Annotated in this window: 23 protein-coding genes; 11 read left to right on the forward strand and 12 right to left on the reverse strand. The window is 66.2% G+C overall.

Features of this window, described 5'->3' with window-relative positions; genetic code table 11:
* Positions 1-68 precede the first annotated feature (68 nt).
* Positions 69-875 (forward strand): isocitrate lyase/PEP mutase family protein, encoded by an 807-nt coding sequence (locus DPM12_RS13680; RefSeq protein WP_112258883.1) that lies wholly within the window; start codon positions 69-71, stop codon positions 873-875.
* Positions 876-890: 15 nt separating this feature from the next.
* On the opposite strand, the gene DPM12_RS13685 is transcribed toward DPM12_RS13680, so the two are convergent.
* Complete coding sequence (locus DPM12_RS13685; protein ID WP_112258884.1) at positions 891-1931, reverse strand: alpha/beta fold hydrolase; 1041 nt, start codon at positions 1929-1931, stop codon at positions 891-893.
* 340 nt (positions 1932-2271) lie between these two features.
* Here DPM12_RS13685 and DPM12_RS13690 point away from each other — a divergent pair, with 340 nt between their 5' ends.
* The 4 genes from DPM12_RS13690 to DPM12_RS13705 are packed head-to-tail and all read left to right on the forward strand — an operon-like array spanning position 2272 to position 6533.
* Positions 2272-3660 carry an ABC transporter substrate-binding protein gene (locus DPM12_RS13690; RefSeq protein ID WP_112258885.1) on the forward strand — a complete coding sequence of 463 codons (1389 nt, stop codon included), beginning with the start codon at positions 2272-2274 and terminating at the stop codon, positions 3658-3660.
* Between the two features lie 11 nt (positions 3661-3671).
* Positions 3672-4661 (forward strand): carbohydrate ABC transporter permease, encoded by a 990-nt coding sequence (locus tag DPM12_RS13695; protein ID WP_112258886.1) that lies wholly within the window; start codon positions 3672-3674, stop codon positions 4659-4661.
* 10 nt (positions 4662-4671) lie between these two features.
* Positions 4672-5490 (forward strand): carbohydrate ABC transporter permease, encoded by an 819-nt coding sequence (locus tag DPM12_RS13700; RefSeq protein ID WP_123788593.1) that lies wholly within the window; start codon positions 4672-4674, stop codon positions 5488-5490.
* A 2-nt stretch (positions 5491-5492) separates the two neighbouring features.
* The gene (locus DPM12_RS13705) at positions 5493-6533 is read left to right on the forward strand and encodes a glycerophosphodiester phosphodiesterase (RefSeq protein ID WP_112258888.1); all 1041 of its coding nucleotides are present in this window, start codon (positions 5493-5495) and stop codon (positions 6531-6533) included.
* 66 nt (positions 6534-6599) lie between these two features.
* On the opposite strand, the gene DPM12_RS13710 is transcribed toward DPM12_RS13705, so the two are convergent.
* Positions 6600-7433: an alpha/beta fold hydrolase gene (locus DPM12_RS13710; protein WP_112258925.1), complete on the reverse strand. Its 834-nt coding sequence runs from the start codon at positions 7431-7433 to the stop codon at positions 6600-6602.
* Positions 7434-7545: 112 nt separating this feature from the next.
* Between DPM12_RS13710 and DPM12_RS13715 the strand changes: the two genes are divergently transcribed.
* The 3 genes from DPM12_RS13715 to DPM12_RS13725 all read left to right on the forward strand — a co-directional run bounded on the left by DPM12_RS13715 (position 7546) and on the right by DPM12_RS13725 (position 10496).
* Positions 7546-8562, forward strand: a complete 1017-nt coding sequence (locus DPM12_RS13715) for a sigma-70 family RNA polymerase sigma factor (protein ID WP_112258926.1) — start codon at positions 7546-7548, stop codon at positions 8560-8562.
* 186 nt (positions 8563-8748) lie between these two features.
* The gene (locus tag DPM12_RS13720; protein ID WP_112258889.1) at positions 8749-9711 is read left to right on the forward strand and encodes an ATP-binding cassette domain-containing protein; all 963 of its coding nucleotides are present in this window, start codon (positions 8749-8751) and stop codon (positions 9709-9711) included.
* Entirely contained in the window at positions 9708-10496 is a 789-nt protein-coding gene (locus DPM12_RS13725; RefSeq protein ID WP_112258890.1) for an ABC transporter permease, read from the forward strand. The genes DPM12_RS13720 and DPM12_RS13725 overlap by 4 nt, the downstream gene beginning before the upstream one ends.
* Here the strand turns inward: DPM12_RS13725 and DPM12_RS13730 are convergent, their stop codons facing one another.
* From DPM12_RS13730 to DPM12_RS13765, 8 genes are all read right to left on the reverse strand, one after another.
* On the reverse strand, positions 10497-13673 hold the full coding sequence (locus DPM12_RS13730; protein ID WP_112258891.1) for an ATP-binding protein: 3177 nt from the start codon (positions 13671-13673) through the stop codon (positions 10497-10499).
* Between the two features lie 9 nt (positions 13674-13682).
* Complete coding sequence (locus tag DPM12_RS13735; RefSeq protein ID WP_112258892.1) at positions 13683-14531, reverse strand: YndJ family protein; 849 nt, start codon at positions 14529-14531, stop codon at positions 13683-13685.
* A 14-nt stretch (positions 14532-14545) separates the two neighbouring features.
* Positions 14546-15166 carry a response regulator gene (locus DPM12_RS13740; protein ID WP_112258893.1) on the reverse strand — a complete coding sequence of 207 codons (621 nt, stop codon included), beginning with the start codon at positions 15164-15166 and terminating at the stop codon, positions 14546-14548.
* Complete coding sequence (locus DPM12_RS13745; protein ID WP_112258894.1) at positions 15163-16404, reverse strand: sensor histidine kinase; 1242 nt, start codon at positions 16402-16404, stop codon at positions 15163-15165. The genes DPM12_RS13740 and DPM12_RS13745 overlap by 4 nt, the downstream gene beginning before the upstream one ends.
* An 18-nt stretch (positions 16405-16422) precedes the next feature.
* A complete protein-coding gene (locus tag DPM12_RS13750; RefSeq protein WP_112258927.1) occupies positions 16423-17196 on the reverse strand; it encodes an ABC transporter permease in 774 nt (257 codons plus the stop codon).
* Positions 17197-17219: 23 nt separating this feature from the next.
* Positions 17220-18128, reverse strand: a complete 909-nt coding sequence (locus DPM12_RS13755; RefSeq protein ID WP_112258895.1) for an ABC transporter ATP-binding protein — start codon at positions 18126-18128, stop codon at positions 17220-17222.
* A gap of 116 nt (positions 18129-18244) precedes the next feature.
* Positions 18245-18733 (reverse strand): DUF5946 family protein, encoded by a 489-nt coding sequence (locus DPM12_RS13760; RefSeq protein WP_112258896.1) that lies wholly within the window; start codon positions 18731-18733, stop codon positions 18245-18247.
* A gap of 106 nt (positions 18734-18839) precedes the next feature.
* Positions 18840-19820, reverse strand: a complete 981-nt coding sequence (locus DPM12_RS13765; RefSeq protein WP_112258928.1) for an NADPH:quinone reductase — start codon at positions 19818-19820, stop codon at positions 18840-18842.
* A 149-nt stretch (positions 19821-19969) separates the two neighbouring features.
* On the opposite strand from DPM12_RS13765, the gene DPM12_RS13770 reads away from it, so the two are divergent.
* On the forward strand, positions 19970-20560 hold the full coding sequence (locus DPM12_RS13770; RefSeq protein ID WP_112258897.1) for a TIGR03086 family metal-binding protein: 591 nt from the start codon (positions 19970-19972) through the stop codon (positions 20558-20560).
* A 37-nt stretch (positions 20561-20597) separates the two neighbouring features.
* Here the strand turns inward: DPM12_RS13770 and DPM12_RS13775 are convergent, their stop codons facing one another.
* Entirely contained in the window at positions 20598-21200 is a 603-nt protein-coding gene (locus tag DPM12_RS13775) for a class I SAM-dependent methyltransferase (protein WP_112258898.1), read from the reverse strand.
* 70 nt (positions 21201-21270) lie between these two features.
* Between DPM12_RS13775 and DPM12_RS13780 the strand changes: the two genes are divergently transcribed.
* Positions 21271-21564: an AraC family ligand binding domain-containing protein gene (locus DPM12_RS13780; RefSeq protein WP_158542887.1), complete on the forward strand. Its 294-nt coding sequence runs from the start codon at positions 21271-21273 to the stop codon at positions 21562-21564.
* Positions 21531-21674 (forward strand): helix-turn-helix domain-containing protein, encoded by a 144-nt coding sequence (locus tag DPM12_RS13785; protein WP_112258899.1) that lies wholly within the window; start codon positions 21531-21533, stop codon positions 21672-21674. The genes DPM12_RS13780 and DPM12_RS13785 overlap by 34 nt, the downstream gene beginning before the upstream one ends.
* A gap of 46 nt (positions 21675-21720) precedes the next feature.
* Here the strand turns inward: DPM12_RS13785 and DPM12_RS13790 are convergent, their stop codons facing one another.
* Positions 21721-22236 (reverse strand): hypothetical protein, encoded by a 516-nt coding sequence (locus DPM12_RS13790; protein ID WP_211658970.1) that lies wholly within the window; start codon positions 22234-22236, stop codon positions 21721-21723.
* Between the last annotated feature and the right edge of the window lie 72 nt (positions 22237-22308).

Raw genomic sequence — 22308 nt, forward strand, 5'->3', positions numbered from 1 at the left:
TGATCATGACAGGTGGGCGTGGCGGTAGCTGAGTGCAGCCCTGCGGACTTCAACGATGGGACAGTGACATGAGCACGACAGACGCCTTCCGGGCCTTGCATGACGACGGACTGTTCGTACTGCCGAACGCGTGGGACATCGGATCCGCGCGGCTCCTCGAGCACCTGGGATTCTCCGCCGTGGCGACGACGAGTTCGGGATACGCCGGTTCGCTGGGACGGCTGGACCAGAACGTGGGCCGACACGAACTGCTGACCCACGTCGAGTCCCTGACCGCCGCCATCTCAATCCCCGTCAGCGTCGATACCGAGCTTTGCTATCCAGACGAGCCCGGCGGTATCACCGGAACGGTCGAGCTGCTCGCCGAAGCCGGGGCAGCGGGCTGCTCGATCGAAGACTACGACCCGGCTACGGGAATCCTGCCGCTGGAGGTGGCCACCGAACGCGTGACAGAGGCCGCCGACGTCGCGGCTCGGCGCGGTCTGGTGCTGACCGCACGGGCGGAGAACCACCTCTACGGTGTCGACGACCTCGACGACACCATCGAGCGTCTCACCACCTATCGCGATGCGGGAGCCGAGGTCGTGTACGCGCCGGGCCTGGTGAAGACCGACGATATTCAACGGGTGGTCCGGGACGTCGGTGGAGCCGTGAACGTTCTCACGCTACCGGGCGTGCCGTCGACGGCCGAGCTGGCTTCGCTCGGCGTACGCCGGGTCTCCACGGGAAGTTCGCTGGCGTGGACCGCCTATGGCGCGCTCGTCTCCGCCGGTCGCGAGCTGCTGAACGAGGGCACAATGTCGTACCTGGACACCATGCTGGCCTCGCAGGAGCGCGATGCCGCGTTCGTCGATCGCCAGCCGGCCAGCGAATAACGATGATGCGCTTCGTCAGCCGAGCGGGGCGCCTTCGGCGGCGAGGAGCTCGGCGATGCCCTCGTCGATGAACCGGGTATCGTCCGGGTTCGCGCCGCCTCCCGCGAAGTGACCCCAGACGCCAGGGATGACGCGGACCTCAGCGTCTGGGATGTGGTTCGCCGCCCAACGCTCATCCTCCGGCGGGAAGTACAGGTCCTTTTCGGCCGGCATGATCAACGCCTTCGCGCGGATCGATGCGAGTGCCCGGGTGACATCGCCGGCAAAGCCCGGCGTGGCGCCGACGTCACCCTGCTGCCACGTGTCTGCCATGCACAGCAGGTTGTTCACATCACGTCCATCCAGGAAGAATCCTTCCCAGAAGCCGACGAGGAAGTCTTCGAGCGACGTGAACCCCAGCTGCCGGTAGACCTCGTTCCAGTAGAAGGCCTGCGAGAAGCCCCACCCCGCGTAGACCCGGGCCGCCGCCCGTAGCCCGCCTACGGGCTGTTCGGTGTACCAGCCGCCTTGATACGCGCCGTCCGCCTTCAGCGCGGCCTTGACTCCCTCGAGGAAGACGATGTTGTGCAGGCTGGTCTTGCTCGATCCGCAGAACGGCGCGATTCTCCGCACCATATCCGGATGGCTCACTGCCCATTGGTAGGTCTGCCCCGCTCCCATCGACCATCCCGTGACCAGGGCAAGGTGCTCGATGCCGAACTGCTCGGTCACCAGCCTGTACTGCGCCTCGACGTTGTCCCGCACGTTGATACGCGGGAATCGGGCTCGATCCTGCGGTGGTGGCGTGTTCGACGGTGACGAGGACAGGCCGTTGCCGAACATGTTCGGCACGATGATGAACCAGCGCTCCGGATCAAGTGCCATGCCGGGGCCGATGAGCCACTCGTTCTCCCAGAACCTGCCCGAATACCACGTCGGGTAGACGATGGCGTTCGACCTGTCCGCGTCGAGCGTCCCGTATGTCTTGTAAGCCAGCCGCGCCGGTCGCAACGTCGTGCCGCACTCCAGCGTGAACTCCGGGATTTCGAAGATCTCGTAGTCGGTTCGCTCGGCCATCCGTCCGTCCCTCCATCGCCAATCTATTACCGAATCGAAAATATTTCACTTTGAATTCATAGTCGAGAGGCCCGGGCCGCGAATCTCGACGAACCGAACGGCCCGATCCGCGTCACCGCACGGCCTGGACCATGCCGGACGGCGACCGCAACCCGGCCGACACCGCGCGGTTGCCCGACGTGCTCCGACGGTTCACGGACGCGGGTGACACTAGACCCCCGGAGGAAACGGCACCAGCAAAAGGGAGCAACGAGCGCTCTGGACACCGCACAGCGGGCATGCGAGAGTACCTACTCGTACAACGATTTAGCCGTCCGGTGCCAGGCAAGGAGGGTGGTAAATGCGCACGACGAAGGTGTTGACAGCCGGCGCCGCGGCGGCATTGCTGCTGGCCGCATGTGGAGACTCGGCGACCGACCAGTCGGGGACGGCGGATGACGCCAACGCCGAGGATCTGGGCGCCGAAGAGGACGACATCGTCCTGACGTTCTGGCACGGCCTCGGTGGCGACAACGAAGAATTCATCAACGACGAGCTCGCCGCCAAGTACAGCGAAGAGACCGACGGCGTCGTCGTCAACGCACAGATGCGGGGGACCTACAACGAGGTTCTCGATCAGTCCATCGTCGCGGCCGGCACGGACGAGGCGCCCCACATCGTGCAGCTCTACGAGATCGGCGTACAGCTAGCGCGCGACTCCGGGATCTTCGCCCCGATTCACGAACTCGACACCGAGGGAATCATCGACCCCGACGATTACGTGCCAGCGGTGTCGAGCTACTACACCGACGAAACCGGAGATCTGTACAGCGCGCCGTGGAACTCGTCGAACCCGATCGTCTACATCAACCGGGACCTCTTCGAAGAGGCCGGCCTCGACCCGGATGATCCTCCGGAGCGGTTCAGCGAGGTTCTCGACGCGTGCGAACAGATCATGGACGCCGGTGTGAGCGACGCGTGCTTCGGCATGCCGATCCATTCGTGGTTCTTCGAGCAGACCGTCGCCCAACAGGGTGGCCTGCTGGCGAACAATGACAACGGCCGCAGCGGCCGGGCGACCGAGGTGTTGCTGGACTCTCCGGAAGCGGTCAACGTGCTCGAATTCTGGCAGGAGATGGACGAGCGCGGTTACTGGCTGACCTCCGGGGCGCGCGAGGACTGGGATGACCCGCGAACGCTGATGGCCAACGGCCAGATCGCCATGGCGATGGACTCCACCGCCGCTGTGGGCACGTACGAAGCCTCGCTCGAGGAGCTCGGGAACGAGCTCGGCACGGCATTCATGCCCATTCCCGATGACGCGGAGCGGCACGGAACGGTCATCGGTGGCGCGTCGCTGTACATCCTGGACGGTCACTCCGAGGAAGAGACCCAGGCGGCCCTGGAATTCGTGAACTGGCTGTCCGAAGAGCAGCAAGACATCGCCTGGCACCAGTTCACGGGATACTTCCCGGTTCGCTCGGACACAAACGAGGCCCTGGATGCCGAAGGCTGGTGGGACGAGAATCCGAACTTCGCCACTGCCGTGCAGCAGCTCGAAGAGACGACCGTGACGCCCGCCACGCAGGGGGCGGTGATGGGCCCGTTCCCGGAGATCCGTGAGATCGTGCTCGACGCGGTCGAGGAAACCCTCTTCGAAGGCACGGATCCAGCTGACGCGCTCTCGGCCAACAAGGAACGGGCAGACGCTGCGCTGGAGGAGTATAACGCCGACGTCGAGGGATCCTGAACGGGCTGTCGATGGCTCATGTCGAGGACAACTCGGGGGCGCCGGCCACGCCGGCGCCCCCGACGTCGGATGCGGGGCGGCCGCGGCCGCGAAAGGCGCGCCGGGTCAGCGCCTTCGCCCAGCCGCATACGGCGACGTTCTCCCCCGGGAGAACTGCCTTCTGGTTCCTCTTGCCCACCGCGGTCGTCCTGGCACTGTTCCTGTACTACCCGATGCTGCGGACCGTGGCGCTATCGCTGTTCAGCGTTCGCTTCTACGGACAGCAGCAACGTTTCAGCGGGCTGGAGAACTACGTCCGGCTCGTCACGGATCCAGCGAGCTACGGCTCGATCGTGCGAACCGTCGTCATCTCCGGGATCGTGATCGTTGGCAGTATCGGCATCGCGTTGTTCCTCGCGGCGCTGCTCAATCAGCGGATCCGCGGAGCGCGCATGTACCGCCTCATGCTGATCTGGCCGCTGGCCATGTCGACGGCCATCAGCGGCATCGTGTTCCTGGTGATCTTCAACCCGAACTTCGGGCTGGTCAATTCCGCACTCGAACCGTTCGGAATCCAACCCGAATGGTTCCGCGATCGCACGCTGGCGCAGATCGTGATGATCATCGCGCTGATCTGGAACCGTGTCGGGTACAACCTCGTCTTCTACACCGCCGCCTACCAGACACTGCCAACGGACACGCTCGAAGCTGCGCTGGTGGACGGCGCGTCACCGTGGCAGCGATTCCGGCACGTCACGTTTCCCTTGTTGTCGCCGATGACACTGTTCCTGCTCGTCACGAGCACGGTGTTCGCCTTCTTCGACGCGTACGCGATCGCGGAGGTGTTCGGGGGTGGGCCACTCGATGCGACCAGCATCCTGATCTTCGAGCTGACAGAGAACGCGTTCCGAAACGATCGGATCGGGCTGGCGGCTGCCCAGTCGGTGCTGCTGTTCGCCGCGGTCGCCTACATCACCACTGTCCAGCTTCGCCAGGGCCGGCGACGGGTCACGTACCAGTGAGGAGCGAGGTGTGCGACCACGTAAGAGCACGGTGATCGCGACCCATGCGATCCTCGCCACGGCAACGTTCCTGTTCATGGTTCCCATCCTGTATGCCATGATCAAAGCCACGCAGAACCTCGGAGCGTCGGTTTCCACCAGCCTCGTACCCGGCACCGATCTGATCGCGAACGCCACCACCGTCTGGGAGCGGTATGGAATCGGGCGGATGATGACGAACACGCTGTTCGTCACCGCCATGGTGACACTGGGCAAGACCATACTCGCCCTGTGTTCGGCCGCCGCGTTCGTCTTCTTCCGGTTCCGGCTGCAAGGCCTGTGGTTCGCTCTCGTGCTGTTCACCTTGATGATGCCCACCGAGGTGCTGATCCGGGCGCTCTACGATCTCGCCGGGTCCATGCAGATGCTCAACACCTACCAGGGACTGATCTTGCCGTTCATCGCCTCGGCCACCGGAACGCTGCTGTTTCGGCAGCACTTCCTGCGGATCCCGCGGGAGCTCGTCGAAGCCGCCCAGGTCGACGGGGTACGCCCGTTTCGTTTCCTGGTCTCGTTCCTCGTGCCCCTGTCCTGGAACATCATCGGCGCTCTGGCCGTCATCGACGTGATCTACGTCTGGAACATGTACCTGTGGCCACGCTGGGCGGTCTCGGAACCGGACCTGATGATGGTGCAGGTCGGGCTGGTACGGCTCCTTGACGTCGTCGACGGCAACCACTGGGGCGTGATCATGGCCGGTGCAGTGATCACGATGATCCCCCCGCTGATCATCTTCATGCTGCTCCAGGAACGGTTCGTGCGGGGCTTCGCCATGAGCGGGACGAAGTAGCCATGGCTCGCTGCATCGCCCACCGGGGAGGGGCCGGCTACGCACCCGAGAACACGCTGGCCGCCATCGAACGAACCCTGACGTCGGGTTCCACCACGTGGATCGAGGTCGACCTCCATCGCACGCGCGACGGCCACCTCGTCGTCGCCCACGATATGAACGTCCTGCGCACGACCGATCACGCCGCTCGCCGCCCGGAGAGCGCCCCGGCCGTGATCGCCGACCTCGAGCTCGCCGAGCTGCGCGAGCTGGACGCCGGCGGCTGGTTCGACCCGGCCTACGCCGGTGAGCGCATACCTACGCTGTCCGAAGTCCTCGAGCTGGATGGCATCGCCTTGATGCTCGAGCTCAAGGATGCGGAGCGGTATCCGGGCATCGAGAAAGATCTCGCACGCCAGCTGCGGGCCTCTCAGTCGGAGATACGACCAGCGGAGATCATGGTGTGGTCGTTCGACGTCGCCCCGTTGCGGCGGATGCACCGCCACGCACCCGAGTACCCCCTGGGGATGCTGGCCCGCAGGATCGAGGCCGCGACCTTCGAACCGCACCTGCCGATCCTGACATTCGGCGGTGTATGGCCCGAGCTGCGCGCCATCGACGTGCAGGAGGCACGCGCGCTCGGCCTTCCGATCGCCGCGGCGACACTGAACTCGGTCGACCGGATGACATCGGCCGTGGACCTCGGTGCCGACATCGTGATCACCGACTATCCCGATGTCTTCTCGTCGTTGACCGACAAGAGCTGGCCCATGCCCGGCGAGAACGCCGCCTGGTTCGATCGCGAGCACCCACCCGTCCGCCAGTCCGCTGCCGACGGCGACGCGCTCCAGATTCGGGTCGCCACACCGGACACGGTCGACGGGTTTCCGTGGTGCCTCCGCGGCCACGACGGAGCACGCCTCGACATCGTCGCAGCCGGTCACGACGACCTCCCGGGTACTTGGGCCGTCGTCGACGCGCCGCGGCGGCCCGCCGCACAAGGACCGACGACACTGGCCCTGCACGACGTCGACGGCACCCTGCTGGACCTGACCGAGTACTGACGGGCCGCCGCTGGTTGTCGCGGCAGCCAGGGCACGAGCTATCCACACGGAAGCTGTCCGTACGGATCACACCTCGTACAACACGGCGCGCAGCCGAGCCGCAAACGCGGCCGGGTCGTCGGCGAAGCCGAGGTGACCGCCCGGGAACATCGCCGGCTCGACGCCGAGCGCTGAGGCCAGCGCCGTCGAGGTGCGATCGCAGATCTCTCCTGCCGACTCCTCACCGATGCCCACGACGATGCGCGAGCGCACGGACCGCAGCGTCGACATGTCGGGACGCCAGTACGTGGTTGGCCGCAGCATGTGCCGGTTCTGGAAATCCGTGTCCGCACGAGTCTGCGGATCGGGCTCCTGCGCGAACATGGCCTGGAACACGTCCTCGGGAAGGACGATGTTCGCGTTGTCGAGGAACGCCCTCCACGATCCGACGTGATCGCCCGCGATCCACCGGGCGATGACCTCGTCATTCCCGGCGTGCCGCTCGGCCCGGTCGGGGAGCAGCTCGATCAGCGGAGGTTCGTGCGCGATCACGGTGTGGGCCAGATCGGGACGGGATTGCGCGAGCGCCAGGGCCGAGACGGCGCCACCGCTGGAACCCAGGAGCGCGGCCGGCCCGGCGTCGAGGTGCTCCACGAGCCGCGCGAGATCATCGGCTCGCATCTCGGGGGTCGAATCCTGCTCCGGGTCGTCGACCGGGCTGCGGTTGATACCCCGAGGATCGGTGGTGAGTACGGTGTGGTCGACGGCGAGCAGCTCGGCCAGTGGCTCGAAAGATGTGGCGTCCATCGGAGCGCCGACGAGCACGACGAGCGGGCCCGCACCGCGCACCTCGTGGTACAGCCGCGCGCCGGGCACGTCGAGAGTTCTGGCATGTGCTGGAACGGTCGTATCGTGGCTCATCATGGTCCTTCTGACGTGGATGGATACTCGGTCATAGAACAGGACCCCCCATAATGCGGCAGAATCATCGGTTGTGAGCGAGATATTTTCCGCCTCCACGCCGGAGCCCGACATGCAGGGTTCGGGCGACTTCGACCTGACCCAGGCGCGAGCCGGGGACGATGCCGCGTTCTCCCGGCTCGTTCAGCCACTACGCCGGGAACTGCACGCCCATTGCTACCGCATGCTCGGCTCCGCGCACGATGCCGACGACGCCCTGCAAGAAGCCCTGGTGCGGGCGTGGCGCGGACTCGCGCGTTTCGAGGGTCGGGGCTCAATGCGCTCGTGGCTGTACACCGTCGCCACCCGGACGTGTCTGGACGCGTCCGAGGCTCGTGACAGGCGGGCACTACCGATCGACGTCGGCCCGGCCAGCGAACGCGCCGTCGTCGGAGATACGCCACGAAACGACGTCGCCTGGCTCGGGCCCTACCCCGACGCCGCCCTCCCGAGCGCTCCGAGCAGCCCGGATGCACGCTACGAGCAACGCGAAGCCGTCGAACTCGCCTTCGTCGCCGCTCTCCAGCACCTGCCCGGCAATCAGCGCGCAGCGCTACTGCTCTTCGAGGTCCTCGACTTCTCCGCTGCCGAGATCGCCACCATCATGAACACCTCGACCGCCTCGGTCAACAGCGCACTCCAGCGTGCTCGGGCGACCATCGCCGACAAGGTCCCGTCGGCTACCCAGCAGCAGACACTGCACGAAACGGGCGACGTCCGCCTACGAGAGATCGTCTCCAGATTCGCCAGCGCGCTCGAACACGGCAACGCCGCCGCTCTCGTCGCCCTGCTCACCGAAGATGTCACCTGGTCGATGCCACCACTACCGCACTGGTATCAGGGCATCGACGCGGTCACCGATTTCGCCATCAAGGTACCGCTGACCAGCTGCGGATCCTGGCGTCACCTGCCGACCAGCGCGAACGGGCAGCCCGCCGTGGCCTGCTACCTCTGGAACGACGACGCCGGAGCACATCGGGCGTGGTCGATCAACGTCCTGGCCGTGCGCGGTGGGCACATCGCGGAGATCACCTCGTTCATCGGCACCGAGAACTTCACGCCCTTCGGGCTCCCGCCCAGCCTGCCCTGAGATCAGTCAGGCTCTCCGGCCGTCGGGATGGCCCGGCGAGCCTGACTTCTTGGGTCTGCGGAACGTTCAGGCCTCCTTGGAAAGCTCTGGACGTTCCGCAGACCCAAGAAGTGGCCTTCCGGCCGAGTGAAGGCCCGAAACCGTCGTGAAACCGCGCTGAACCTCGCAACGTGCAGGCTTCCGTGCATGACCAAGAATCCATCTCAGCCCGCGATCACGGCGACCGGACTGCGCAAGTCGTTCGGTGACAAGGTCGTGCTCGACGGCATCGACCTGAACGTCGCCGAGGGAACGATCTTCTCCCTACTCGGGCCCAACGGCGCCGGAAAGACCACCGTCGTCCGAATATTGTCTACCCTGATCCGCCCCGACGCCGGCGAGGTGCGCGTCGCCGGCCACGATCTCACCCGCGAGCCCAATGACGTCCGCGCCGCAATCGGCGTCACCGGCCAGTTCTCAGCCGTCGACAACCTCCTGACCGGCGAAGAGAACCTGATCATGATGGCTGACCTGCACCATTTGGACAAGAGAGCTGGCCGGCGGCGTGCTTCCGAGCTGCTGGACCAGTTCGATCTGGTCGATGCGGGCTCGAAATACGTAGCCACCTACTCCGGTGGCATGCGGCGCCGTCTCGACCTCGCGATGGGGCTGGTTGCCAGCCCCCGGATCATCTTCCTCGACGAACCGACCACGGGCCTCGACCCGCGCAGCCGTCACACCATGTGGCAGATCATCCGGGAGCTTGTAGCCAGTGGCGTCACCGTGTTCCTGACCACGCAGTACCTGGAGGAAGCAGATGAGCTCGCCGACCGGATCGCGGTTCTCGACCAGGGGAGGATAGTCGGCGAGGGAACCGCCGACGAACTCAAGCGCCGGGTCTCTGGCGGGCACATCCGATTGCAATTCACTGACGTACGCGGGCTCGAGTCCGCAGCTAACACGCTCGGTGAGGTCTCGCGCGACGACGACGCGCTCACGCTGCAGGTTCCAAGCGACGGCAGCGTCCGGTCGTTGAAAGCACTACTCGATCGGCTCGATGACGAATCGATCGAGGTCGAGGAGTTGTCCGTGCATACACCCGACCTCGACGACGTTTTCTTCGCCCTCACCGGTCACCCCTCCGAACACGAGAAGGAACCCACCCAATGAGCGTTCGCACCTACGCCCTCAGCGACTCGGCCACGATGTTGCGGCGTCAACTTCGCCGCATCGCGCGTTACCCGTCCATGACCGTGCTACTCGTCGGCATGCCGATCATCTTCCTGCTGCTGTTCGTCTATGTCTTCGGCGGCACCCTTGGTGCCGGGCTAGGCGAGATGTCCGGCGGCCGTGCCGAGTACGTCAATTACGTCACCCCCGGCATCATCCTGATCACCATCGCCAGCACAGCGCAGGGGACGGCGATATCTGTCGCTATGGATATGACCGAAGGCATCGTCGCCCGGTTTCGCACGATGCCCATCGCGCGCGTCTCGGTGCTGACCGGGCACGTCGTCGGCAGCCTGATCCAGACGATACTCAGCATGGCCGTCGTCACCGGCGTCGCGTTGCTCGTCGGCTTCCGGCCCACTGCCGGACCGATCGAATGGCTCGGCGTCCTCGGCCTCCTCGCGCTGACCACGTTCGCGATCATCTGGTTGTCCGTCGCGCTGGGAATGGTCACCAAGACCGTCGAGGCCGCGAGCAACCTCCCGATGCCCCTGGTGCTCTTGCCGTTTCTCAGCAGCGGATTCGTCCCGACCGAGTCCATGCCGACCGGACTGCGCTGGTTCGCCGAGTACCAGCCGTTCACGCCCATCATCGAGACGCTGCGCGGCCTGCTGATGGGCAGCCCGATCGGCGACGACGCGATCATCTCCATCGCCTGGTGCGTCGGCATCGCACTCGTCGGGTATCTCTGGGCGAGGAAGCTGTACAGCCGGGATCCCGCGTAGTCAGCTCGGCCGGCGGCTCCGCAAGACCTTGAGTGCGACCGCTCGCAGCTCGTCCCCAGTGAGGCCGGCGTACGAGGACACCGCGTCCTCGTACGCCGGCCTATCGGCCTGTTCTGCCACGTCACGGGCACGTGCGGAGGACATGGTCGGTTGGAAATTCCGAACGAATCGGAAGCGCTCCGCCAAAGCGACGAGCCGCACCCCTGACCGGGTAGCGTGCTCGTCGCCACTGCGCTGGCCATGGTCGATGTCCACCATGGCCAGCGCCAGCAGGATCGCACCGCAGACCGCGAGCTCCATGAGGTACGCCGGCGGGTTGTTGACCGGATTGGCGAGCATCGTCGACACCTTGGGCGGTAGTTCACCCGCGATATTCTCGACGAGATCGAGCCGGCCGTGGTGGGCGTGCGCGACCACGGCGGCGGCCTGGATCTCCAGGAGCCACGGATCCATGGCGGGATCACCCCCGGTGAACGGGCTCTCCGCGTTCCTCAGCTGGTCGAACGCCTGCCTCCACAACCGCAGGCCCGTATCACGATCACCACGTGCCAGCGCGATCTCCGCTCGCACTCCGACGCCGAACGCGAGATCCGCCACGCTGTCGTTTACCGGATCGCAGGTCACCAGGTTCAGCCAGCGCTCGGCCTCATCGATGTCGCCCAGGCTCAGATTGACCAGCGCCAGCGCTCCCCGAATGCCGATGTGGTCCGATCCCCCGAGTTCCTCCAGTACACGTAAGGCCGACTCCAAATACCAGCGCGCTTCGACGCCCCGTTCGAGATTCACATTCAGTTCGGCAACCCGGGTCTGGGCCATCAACCGCATCCAGGGGACGTCAGAATCGGCGAGCGACTCGGCCATCCCGTCGGCTGCCACCAACGCGCCTTCCAGGTCACCTTCCTGCTCTGCGAGGTAGCTAGCGATACCTCTGGCGATCCCGGCAACCAGCGGCTCGTCACTGTCGCACAGCGCGTGCAACGCGGAGCGATCCGGCCCGCGGAACTCGGGTGCGGCACGCAGCACCGTCGCGACGGCGCGAACAAACGTATTCGGTGGGGCCTGCGGCAACCGGCGGAGTGTCACCAACGAGCGGACCGGACTGGGCCCTTCAAGCATGAACGCGCTCGCGACGCTGAGTGTCGAGGCGGCCCGAACGACGTCGACGAATTCCGGCTCCGGCCGGAAGTGCGACAGCACCCAGGCGCTGTCGCCGACCAGGGTCGTCAGCCGGCTGTGGTTCGTCTCGACAATCCATAGGCTCCCGAGGACGGCCGACGTCGCCGCGACCGTCGCGCCATCCACCCGGGCGATTCCGTACCGGAGCGCTTGCATCAGGTTGTCCTGCTCGGTCCGGATCCGTTCCGTGGCCACGAACGGTTCGGCGCCGAATGGTGACTCGTGGTAGGCCATACCGAAATCGCGTGCCCAGGCCAAGAAGCCGTCGATCACATCCTCGGTCTCCCCTGCCTCCTCCCGCAGCGAGGCGCTGAACTCGCGGACCGTCTCCAACATCGAAAACCGGGTGCCCGACGGCGCGCCGGACACCTTGAGCAACGACTGGTCCACCAGCTGCTCCAGAACGTGGCGGACATCCTCCTCGTCGAGCAGGTATGCCGCGGCAGCGGCGGTGAATCCGCCCGGGAAAATCGACAACGCGCGCATGGACGCCTGACCGGCCGAATCGAGGAGGTTCCAGCTCCACTCGATGACCGCACGCAGCGTGTGATGCCGTTCGGGCGCATCCCGCGGGCCACCACGCAGCAAGCCGAAGCGGTCCTTGAGACCTTCGACGATCTCGGCGACCGACATGACCCTGACCCGGGCCGCCGCCAGTTCCACCGCGAGCGGCAATCCGTCCAGGTGCCGGCACAGTTCCGCTACCGTGCCGGCAGGAAGATCCACATCCGATCGCGCCGCTCTCGCGCGCTGCTCGAACAGCTCGACGGTCGTCGACCGGTCCAGTTCCGGCAACATGTATACCGACTCCGACGAGAGCCCGAGCGGGGCGCGGCTCGTGGTGAGCACCCGCACGTGCTGCGTCATCGACAGCAGGGAACGTACCAGCTCGGCCACACCGCTGATGACGTGCTCGCAATTGTCCAGGACGAGCACCGCTGGTCCGTGACCAAGAGCGTTCGCGATACCACCGAGCAGATCCGACGGGACGGCACGGTGGCCGACTGAAGCACGCCGGGACTCCCCCACGCCGAGGACCGACGCCACCTCGCTGGCGACATCGTCATCGGAGGTCACACCGGCAAGTGCGACGACGTGGACGGACCGCTGCTCGACCTGGCGACTCACCGCGTGCGCGAGCCGGGTCTTGCCCAATCCACCGGCACCGACGATCGACGTGACACGCGATGTGCGCATCAGGTCGGCAACGGCAGCAACGTCGCCGTCGCGGCCGAGCAAGGCGTTCGGCTCTTCCACGACACCGTGCCGGACCGCGGGCTCCGCCTCGTGCAACAGCTGCCGGTGTACGTCCTGGAGATCGGCGCCGGGGTCGACGCCAAGCTCATCGCGCAGGGTGCGGCGATACGTCTCGTACCGGACCAGCGCCGCGGGTGCGCCGACCGTCGCCGCTTCCGAAAACAGCAGCTCGCGCAACAGCTCCTCGTCCCGTGGCCGCTCGCGGATCAGATCGGCGAGCGGCTCGACGGCCTCGGCGTAACGTCCCAGCCGGGACAACGCCAGCGCGCGGGCACGCACCAGCGATCGATACGTCGACGCGCGTTCGGCGCGCAGCGCGGACACCGGATCGTCGGACGCTGTGTCGTCGCTCTCGGCTTCTTCCCACAACGCGAGACCATCCTCGGCATGCGCGAGCGCGGATGCGTAATCACCCGCACGCGAACACCGTGCGCTCGCGGATGCGCTGTGCAGGATGGCCGACGCGTCGACCTCGTCATCACGCAAGGACAAGCGATAACCCGTGGGCGTGGTGATGATGAGGTCGCTCCCCAGCTGCGTCCGGGCACGAGACACCACGATTTGCAGAGCCTTGGCCGGATTCTCCGGCTGCTCGTCCCGCCACAGCCCTTCCACCAGCCGCGCAGTGCTGCAGCCCGTATGCAGGTCACCGGCGAGCATCGCCAGGAGGCTACGCAGCCGGGTGCCGCTGATTTCCTGGCCGCGATAGGCCACCCGGGACAACAGGGTCAGCTGGATGGTCACAGGAGCAGGCTATCCAGGCAGCCGGGCATCAGACAGCTCATCTCGCAGCCGGCGCCATGCCAGCAGCCCGCAGACGGCGAACCCCAGGGCGTTGGCGATGCCGTGCGTCGCCACCATCCACGACAACGACAGATACGGCACCACATTCCACACCTGGCCGGCGGCCCAGCTCAACGCCAGGATCATCGTAGCCGCGAGTACGGCCGCGCTGATCGTGAACAGCAGCCGGGTCGCATGGTGTGTCGATGCGGGGCGGACACGTCGCCACATCGTCCAGCCGAGCATCCACATGCCTGCGGTGAGTACGACGGCTCCCAGTAGCTCTACCTCGTCCGAGGTGAAATACCCCGCGAAGACCAGCGCGGTGCCCACCGGGACCGTCAGAGCAGCGGTCTCCGACATCGGTGAGCACACCGTACTCGCCGCCAGTCCCGCGATCAGCGCAGCGGCAAAACCGGCGAAGTGAAAATGTGCCACCGTGAGCGCGAGGATGGCCACGTCGAAGCCGAACAGTTCGTAACCGGCGCGTTCGGCGATCAGGCTGCTTCCGGCGACCAGGGGAGCGACCATGGCGGTCAATATGGCGATCTCTACCGGCCGCAAGGATCGCCGACGCCACAACCGGAGCACCGCCAGGGCGGCGAGCCACAGAGTAACCAGGGCATAGACGCTCGCCAACGCCACGGCCAGGCCACCGCGTTCCAGTACCAACGACACTGCTCCGGCCAGGGCCGCACCGGGCCAGATCTGAACGATCACATGTAGCGCACCTCGGCCGTCGTCCATGAGACGCAGCCCGAGTGGCACCACGAGCACCATGCCGAGAATGACGACCGATCCGACGAGCACGTCCGACATGACCCGAAGAGTAGCTAACCGAGCAGGCCGCGCCGGTAAGCCTCGCCGACTGCCGCAGCCCGGTCCCGAACGCCCAGCTTGTCGTAGATGTGCTGGAGATGGGTCTTGATGCTCGCCTCGCTGATGAACAGCCGAGCGGCCGCATCCCGGTTAGAGGCGCCGTCGGCGACCAGCCGGAGCACTTCGAACTCCCGGTCGCTGAGCGCAGATGTGGACGGCTTGCGCACCCGTCCCATCAGCTGGTGCGCGACCGATGGAGCGAGCACTGACTCTCCACGTGCCGCAGCGCGGACCGCGCGTATCAGCTCCTCGGTTGGGGCGTCTTTGAGAAGGTAGCCCGTGGCGCCCGCCTCTATCGCCGGCAAGACGTCGCTCTCGCTGTCGAAGGTGGTCAGCACCAGCACCCCGACGTCAGCGGACATCTGACGCAGCGCGGCGATCGCCTGCACGCCGTCCATTCCCGGCATCCGCAGGTCCATGAGCACGACGTGCACGCCGAGTGCCGCGGCCCGGTCCACCGCTTCCCTGCCGTTGGACGCATCGCCAGCCACCTCGATGTCCGGCTCATGGGCGAAGGCCCCGCGCAGCCCATCGCGGACCACCGGATGGTCGTCGACGATCAATACGCGGATCACTTCTGCTCCACAGTGATCGCTGGGACGCTGGCGCTGATCGCCGTACCTTCGCCCGGTTCGCTCTCGATGTCCACGGTCCCTCCGACACTGCGGATCCGCTGCCGCATACTGTTCAGCCCGAACCCCGCCTGACCCCTATCCTGCATCCCCTTCCCGTCGTCCCGGACATCGAGCAAGACGACGTCGTCCAGGTAGGACAGCGTCAGCCCGACCCGCGAGGCCTGGGCGTGCTTGGCGACGTTCGTCAGTGCCTCTTGCGCCGCCCGGAACAGGGCGACCTCGATCGCCGGGCTGAGCGGGAGCCGATCTCCGGTGACGCCCACACTCAGCGTCACGCCCGTGCCTTCGGCCCACTGTTGCGCCAGGTCATCGAGCGCGTCGGGCAGGTGCGCGCCGTCCAGTTCGCGCGGCCGGAGAGCCTGTACGGATCTGCGTGCCTCGGTCAAGCTATGCCGGGCGAGCTCCAAGGCGCGGTCCAGATGTTGTCGTGCCTGGTCAGGCGGTTCCCATCCACGCTGCGCCGCCTGCACCTGGGTCACGATGCCCGTCAGGCCCTGCGCGAGAGTGTCGTGGATCTCCCGGGCCATGCGCTGACGTTCGTCGAGCACGCCGGCCTCACGGGCCTGAGTCAGCAATTGAGCATGCAGCCCGGCGTTCTCTTCCAGGGCAGCCTCCAACCTCGCCACCATCTCCTCGCGCTGCCTGTCGTGTTCGGCACCTTTCACGGCGAACACGATCCCCACGCCGATCGCAGCCGTCTGGATGGCGATCACGCCGACGTACGTCCCGATCGACTGCGCCTTCGCCTCCGGGAAACCCATCGCCATCGTGTTGAGAACGACCGACGTGCCGAAGACCCCGGCCACGCCGACAGGCCACGGTCTCAGCTGGTAGGCATGGAAGAAGCCCGTGATCGCAAACAGCACGAAGATCTCGTCGCGGCTCATCAGCGCCACGAACAGGGCCAGCAGGCCCACAAAGTACACGGCCATCGGCGCCGCACGGGCCCGGCGCTCGCGGGAAGCCAGCGTGTGTCCGGCGAGTACCCAACTGGCAGCGAGCACCACCAGGGCCAATGTACCGGCGCGGTTCGTCCAGCTCTGGTCCGACGACATCTGGCTGACAACCGTCGGCGGGATGAGAAGGATCCACGGGACGAAGATCAGCAGTGCTTCCCACCACCACTCCCAGTTGGTCGTGGTGTCGCCGCACTGCAACCTTCCCCGTCGGCCGGCCATTGCGCGCGCTCCCCGTTGTCATTCCCAGCGGAACAGCCTGGCTGCCGACCACCCCGCCACCACTGCGATCAATCCCATTATCCCCAGCTGCAGGGGTTCCGAGGGCCCGGCCGTCGTGGAACCGACCGCTGCCGCGGCCGCAGTGTCGCCTAACCACGCATCCAGCAACGCTTGTACGCCGGGAGGTGTGTAGTCGCCCAGGCGTATCAAGAACTCCGGCATGAGGAATCGGGGCATATACACTCCACCCACGAGCATGACCAGCATGAAAACGAATATCGCCAGACCACTGGCGGCCCGCGCGTTCGGGGCCACGGCAGCGATCAGCAAGCCGATCGCTAGTAATGCGCCGAAGCCGACCAGGAAGGCGAGGGCGAAGGTGAACGGGTATTCGGGCGGTGATACGTCGAGGACCAGCCACGCCGCGATGATCAACAGGACCGCTGCCACGACCGCCGCCACAAGCGCGACGGTAAGCTGCGCGACCAGCAGCTTGGCCGGGTGAACGGGCGTGGTGGACATCCGGCGCAAGATGCCATTCTCCCGGTAGGTGGCGACCACACCCGGGATGTGCTGCAGTCCCAGGATGGCGAGGCCGAGCACAAGCGCCGTCGGAGTCCACAGTTCCACGAACCGCGCACCGTCGAACTCGTCTGACGGTTCCCGCAGGGCGGGAATAGCACCGAGTCCGAGCAGGAGGGCGGTCGGGAACAGCACTCCGAAGATCACCGACATGGGCTCGCGGAGGAACAGCTTCCCCTCGACGGCAGTCGTCTTCAACAACGTGGACATGGGTGTCATCTCCCGTTCGGAATTCACTGATCGAGCCGACGGCCCGTGAGGGCGACGAATGCGTCGTCCAGGCTGGCCTGGTCAACACGCAGGTCGTGGGCGACGACGTGGTGGCGCGCCAGCATCGACGTCACCGCATGCAGCAGGTTTCCGCTGCCCGACACGATCAGCCGCTCACCGTTGCGACGTACATCGCTCACCTCGGAGAGCTCGGTGAGCAACCGATCGTCCAGCTCTCGCGACGGTCGGAACCACACCCGCTGCTCCTGGTCGGCCCGCGCCACAAGGCCCGCTGGAGTGTCCAGGGCAGCAACCCGCCCGCTGTCGATCAGGGCGAGCCGGTCGCACAGCCGCTCGGCCTCGTCCATGAAATGCGTGACGAGAACGATCGTCACACCGGAATTCCGAACCTGGTCGATCAGCTCCCACGTATCCCGGCGAGCTTGTGGATCCAGCCCGGTGGTCAGCTCGTCGAGCACGGCTATGGTCGGGCCACCCACCAGCGCCAGTGCGATCGAAAGCCGCTGCTTCTGGCCACCGGACAGTTTCCGGTACTGGACGTCTCGCTTGTCCGCGATGCCGAGCACGTCGAGCAGCTCGTTCCAGTCCGCTGGCTGCCGATAGTAGGAGCTGTAGAGATCCAGCGCCTCCCAGACCTTGATCTTGCCCGGCAGCTCGCTCTCTTGTAACTGCGCCCCGAGCCGTTGCCGCAACTCGACGCTATCGCGCTGCGGGTGCAGGCCGAGCACGGTCACCGAACCACGATCGGGCTGGCGCAGACCCTCGATGCACTCCACCGTCGTCGTCTTTCCCGCACCATTCGGACCGAGAATTCCGAAGATCTCGCCCTCGTCAACGGAGAATGAGACGTCGTCGACCGCCACCGTCTCGCCATAGCTCTTGTGCAGATTGGCCACCTCGATAATCGCCATGGCACAAGAATCAACGCTGCGGGCAGGCCAGCGGATCGTCCACCCGGCTAGCGGACGGGTTGATTCGCCGTATCAACCGATCGATCGATCACATCGCCAACCGGCTCTGGAGACGTTCAGTTCTGGACGGCGTTCCACGCGTCGACGGTTGCGGCGGCGATGGATTCGATGCGTTGCCCATACGCCTCATAGCCGTCGAACACGAAACTGCCGTGCGTCACCGGCAACCCGGAAAAGGCCGAATCGAAGTGTTCGGGAGGTCCGCCTGACGGGAGGGGCGCATACGGGGCAAGGGACTCCATGTCATAGCCCGTCCGCCGGCCATGCCTGTTCAGCTCGGCCTGGCGAGCCGTTACCCGGAGCAAAGTATCCAGGCCCTGGTCCAGATAGAGCTGCAGCATGCGGAACTGGCCGTCGAGATACGTGGCATCAGCCCTGTCCGGATGTTGCAAAAGATAAGCGCAGATCACAGGGGCATGCCACCGGTACATGCACGCATCGGTCTGCTCTTCGGCGAGCAGCGCATGATAGTAATCCATGCACAGACCGAGCGGACCGGCGAGAGCACCGCACGTACAATGATCGACACCGGGGCTGCGTGCCACGTCCCAAATCTAGGTCACCGTCGACGTCCTTCAGGAACCGGCATCCTCATCGGCACGGCATATCACGGGCGAGCTCCGAAGCGACGGCTGGCGAGATTCGAGTTGCTCACGACGGCACGTGCATCACCAATCGCTTGCCGTGCAGCTCTCCCCGCTCCATACGGAGGTGCGCATCCACGGCGTCGCCGAGCGACACCCGCTCCACCGATCGGGGCCGCAATACGCCACGAGCCAGGAGTCGATTGATCATTCGTGCGGCCTCGGCGAGCTCCGCGATAGTCGCGTGCGAGATCGCGAACCCGGTGACCGAGCCATCCTTCATGTACAACGATCCGACCGGAAGAACCGGCTGCGCATGTGGCCCCGAGAGAACGACGATCCGGCCCCGGAAGGCAAGCAGATCCACCGCAGCTGTCAGGTCGTTGACACCTGATGTGTCCACCACAACGTCAACGCCGCCAGGACACATCGCCCCGAGACGCTCCCCCACGGCAGAGTCCCGGTAGTCGACCACGTCCGACGCACCGAGCATGCGGCAATATTCCGCGTCCGCGGCCCGAGCTGTCGCGATCACCCGCATGCCTGCCTGGGTCGCGATCCTCACCAGAGCGCTGCCTACGTTCCCGGCTGCACCGGCAACCAGGACCGTTTCACCCGGACGCGCCTGTGCGTGCTGGAACAATGCGAGAGCTGCGGTGGCGGCCGGATGCAGCACACCGACCGCGTCGTCGGGGTCCACTCCGGGTGGCAGACGATAGAGCCGGTCGGCAGGCACGGTAGCCTGCTGGGCTGCCGCGCCCTGCCTCCCACCGTGACCCAGGCTGTTGCACCACACCCGATCGCCCGTCGAAAATCCCGCCACACCCTCACCGCATGCGGCCACCCTGCCGACCAGATCGCGCCCGATCACGAACGGCAACGGCATCGGAGTGCGATACAAACCGGATCGGACGAATGTGTCGACCGGATTGACGGTCGTGACGTCCACGTCGACGAGCACATCGGTTGGCCCGATCCGAGGCCGAGGAAGATCGCCGAGCCGTATATTCTCGGGCGGCCCGATCTCTTCGATATAGGCGGCACGCATCATCGCTATTCTCTGAGATACCCGGCGTACGAGAAGCCACCGCCCGCCGTGTCGGGGCTTGCTGCCACGCTGGAGCGCCACATGCCCGATGAGTTCGGGACTCTGGGAAAGTCCAATCACCGACAGGCACGAGATCTGCAAGGAGTGAGATGCTGGATCTGGAACCCGCGACCCGCGAGCTGGCCGGACTCGTCCAGGGGATACGGGACGAGCAACTGGATGCGCCGACCCCGTGTAGCGACATGAGTGTCGGCGATTTGCTGGACCACATCGACGGGCTGTCCCTCGCCTTCGCGGCTGCGGCGTCGAAGACACCCCCGGAGAATGGCAGCCAGGGCCCGTCGGCCGATGCTTCCCGGCTCGGAGATGATTGGCGCACCCGAATTCCCGAGCGTCTGGCCGCCCTGGCCAGCGCGTGGAAGGACGAATCCGCGTGGACCGGGATGACACAGGCAGGCGGCGTCGACATGCCCGCGGAGATAGCCGGCGTCGTCGCTCTGGACGAGGTGGTCGTGCACGGCTGGGATCTCGCTGTCGCCAGTGGACAGGACTTCACCTGCGAGCCGCACCTATTACAGGCAGTGCACGAGTTCGTGCAATCATCAGTCGCGGAGAACCCGGAGGGAAGCCCGGGCCTGTTCGGCGCACCGGTTCCGGTGCCGCCGGACGCACCCCTCCTCGACCAGCTCATCGGCCTGACCGGACGCGACCCCTCGTGGCGGCCCCCGTCCGCAGCATGATCATGTGACCTGCCACCCGCATTCGCGGTCAGCACACCTACGCTGGACGGGTCGCCTGGACGAAGGTGATCCGTCCAAACCTGTGGTCGACGTGGTCGACCTCGCGGGCCGCATCGAACCCGGCCCCGGCGAGGAGCGCGGGTATGTCGTTGTCGGGGTTGCCGGCTACGGCAGGACCGTGCGCCTTCCGGGAGCGCATCGGCCGGGGCAGGTGCCGGAGGACGTGGGTCGAGCCGTGGCCATGCGTGGAGTGGCCACCGTCCTCGGCGGGAATCCGGTCGGCGTATCCCTGGACCAGGGTCAGGGAGAGGTTGCGGCGGCGCGCCTTGCGTGCGGCCCTGCGCAGGGCGTCGTGGTCGGGGTCGAGCCCGGTCACCCGGGCGTCCGGCTCTGCCGCGAGCACGGCGAACGACAGATTGCCCGTACCACAGCCGGCGTCGACTACGACGTGGCCGGGCGCGATACCGGCAAGTTCGACCGCCCGCACGTGCAATGCGCGAGCGCCGAGCACCCGGGTGACAACGTCGTACAGCGGGAGGAGCCAGGTCCTGCCCATGCCCGGCAGGAACGGACGATCCCGCTCCTCCGGTGTGCGCTGGTCGAGGATACGTACATCGGTTGCGGCTGTCGTGGCTCTCATGGGTGCTCCCTCATGCCCTCGGCACGCCGGTCTACCGCCACGAACAGCGCCCCGGCGTTCCGCCGTCTCGGTGATCCGCTTCGACCCCAAGGATGCCCACGTCAGCCTCCCGCCGGATCACCGGCACGCCCACGACTTCCTCACCCTGGTGTATATCGAGGAGGGCACGGGCTCGTTCGCCGTCGACGGCACCAAGCGGTCGCTACGCGCCGGCGACGTCCACGCCGTGTCTCCCGGGCAGGTCATCGGCGTCGCGGCCGCCTCGGAGCTGGCCCGCTGCCGGGCGTGGTCGGTCACGTTCACACCGGACGCCATTCCGGCGCTCGCCGGATGTTGCGCGAGACCGATCTGCCGCTCGACGTGATCGCCGCCCGGACCGGGCTGCGCGACGCCACCTATCTCGTCCGGCGCTTCCGAGACCGCTACGGCATCACCCCACAACGATGGCGCCACAGCCAGCAAGCGCGGCTGTGACGGCCACCGCGTCGTGACGAGTCGTTCCCACAGGGTGGGCCATCGGTCACCGGTCAGTCACTCGCAGCCGGGCTCCCAGGACATGAGCGGCCACCACCATGGAGGCTGCAACCAGGATGATGTCCTTGAGGACGTATTGAGCCGCCAGCGTCGGCAGGCCTTCGGGAAACATCTCGCTCGGGAAGAGCACCACCGGGGCCAAGATGCCGGCAAGCCAGCCGGCCATAATGACCATGCCGGGTTTCATGAACCGGCCGGTGAGCAGGATCAACCCGATGACCGTCTCCACCATGGCGGTGCCTACCACCGCCAACTGACCGTTGACGATTCCGAACGTGAGCGCGTCGGTGGTCCGCATCGCGAGCTGTTCGGCCGGTGAGGCCCCCGGAACGTACTTGAGCACTCCGAAGCCGAGGATGACGAGCCCGAGGCTGATCCGCAGCGCGGTGACGCTGTGGGTGGCGAGCCAGGAGGCAGCCTGCCGTTCTGCTCGCCGGACAGGAGTGGCCTCCCGCTTCTGCCGGATCCGGCTCGGGGTTGGGGCTGGAACTGTGGTAGGCATGACCGTCTCCTCTCGGTCCGGTGTCACGCTGGTCGTGACATCGGCTCCCACGTTCGTCCGATCCAGCCCTTT

Source organism: Phytoactinopolyspora halophila, from assembly GCF_003287285.1.
Taxonomy (GTDB): Bacteria; Actinomycetota; Actinomycetes; order Jiangellales; family Jiangellaceae; genus Phytoactinopolyspora_A; species Phytoactinopolyspora_A halophila.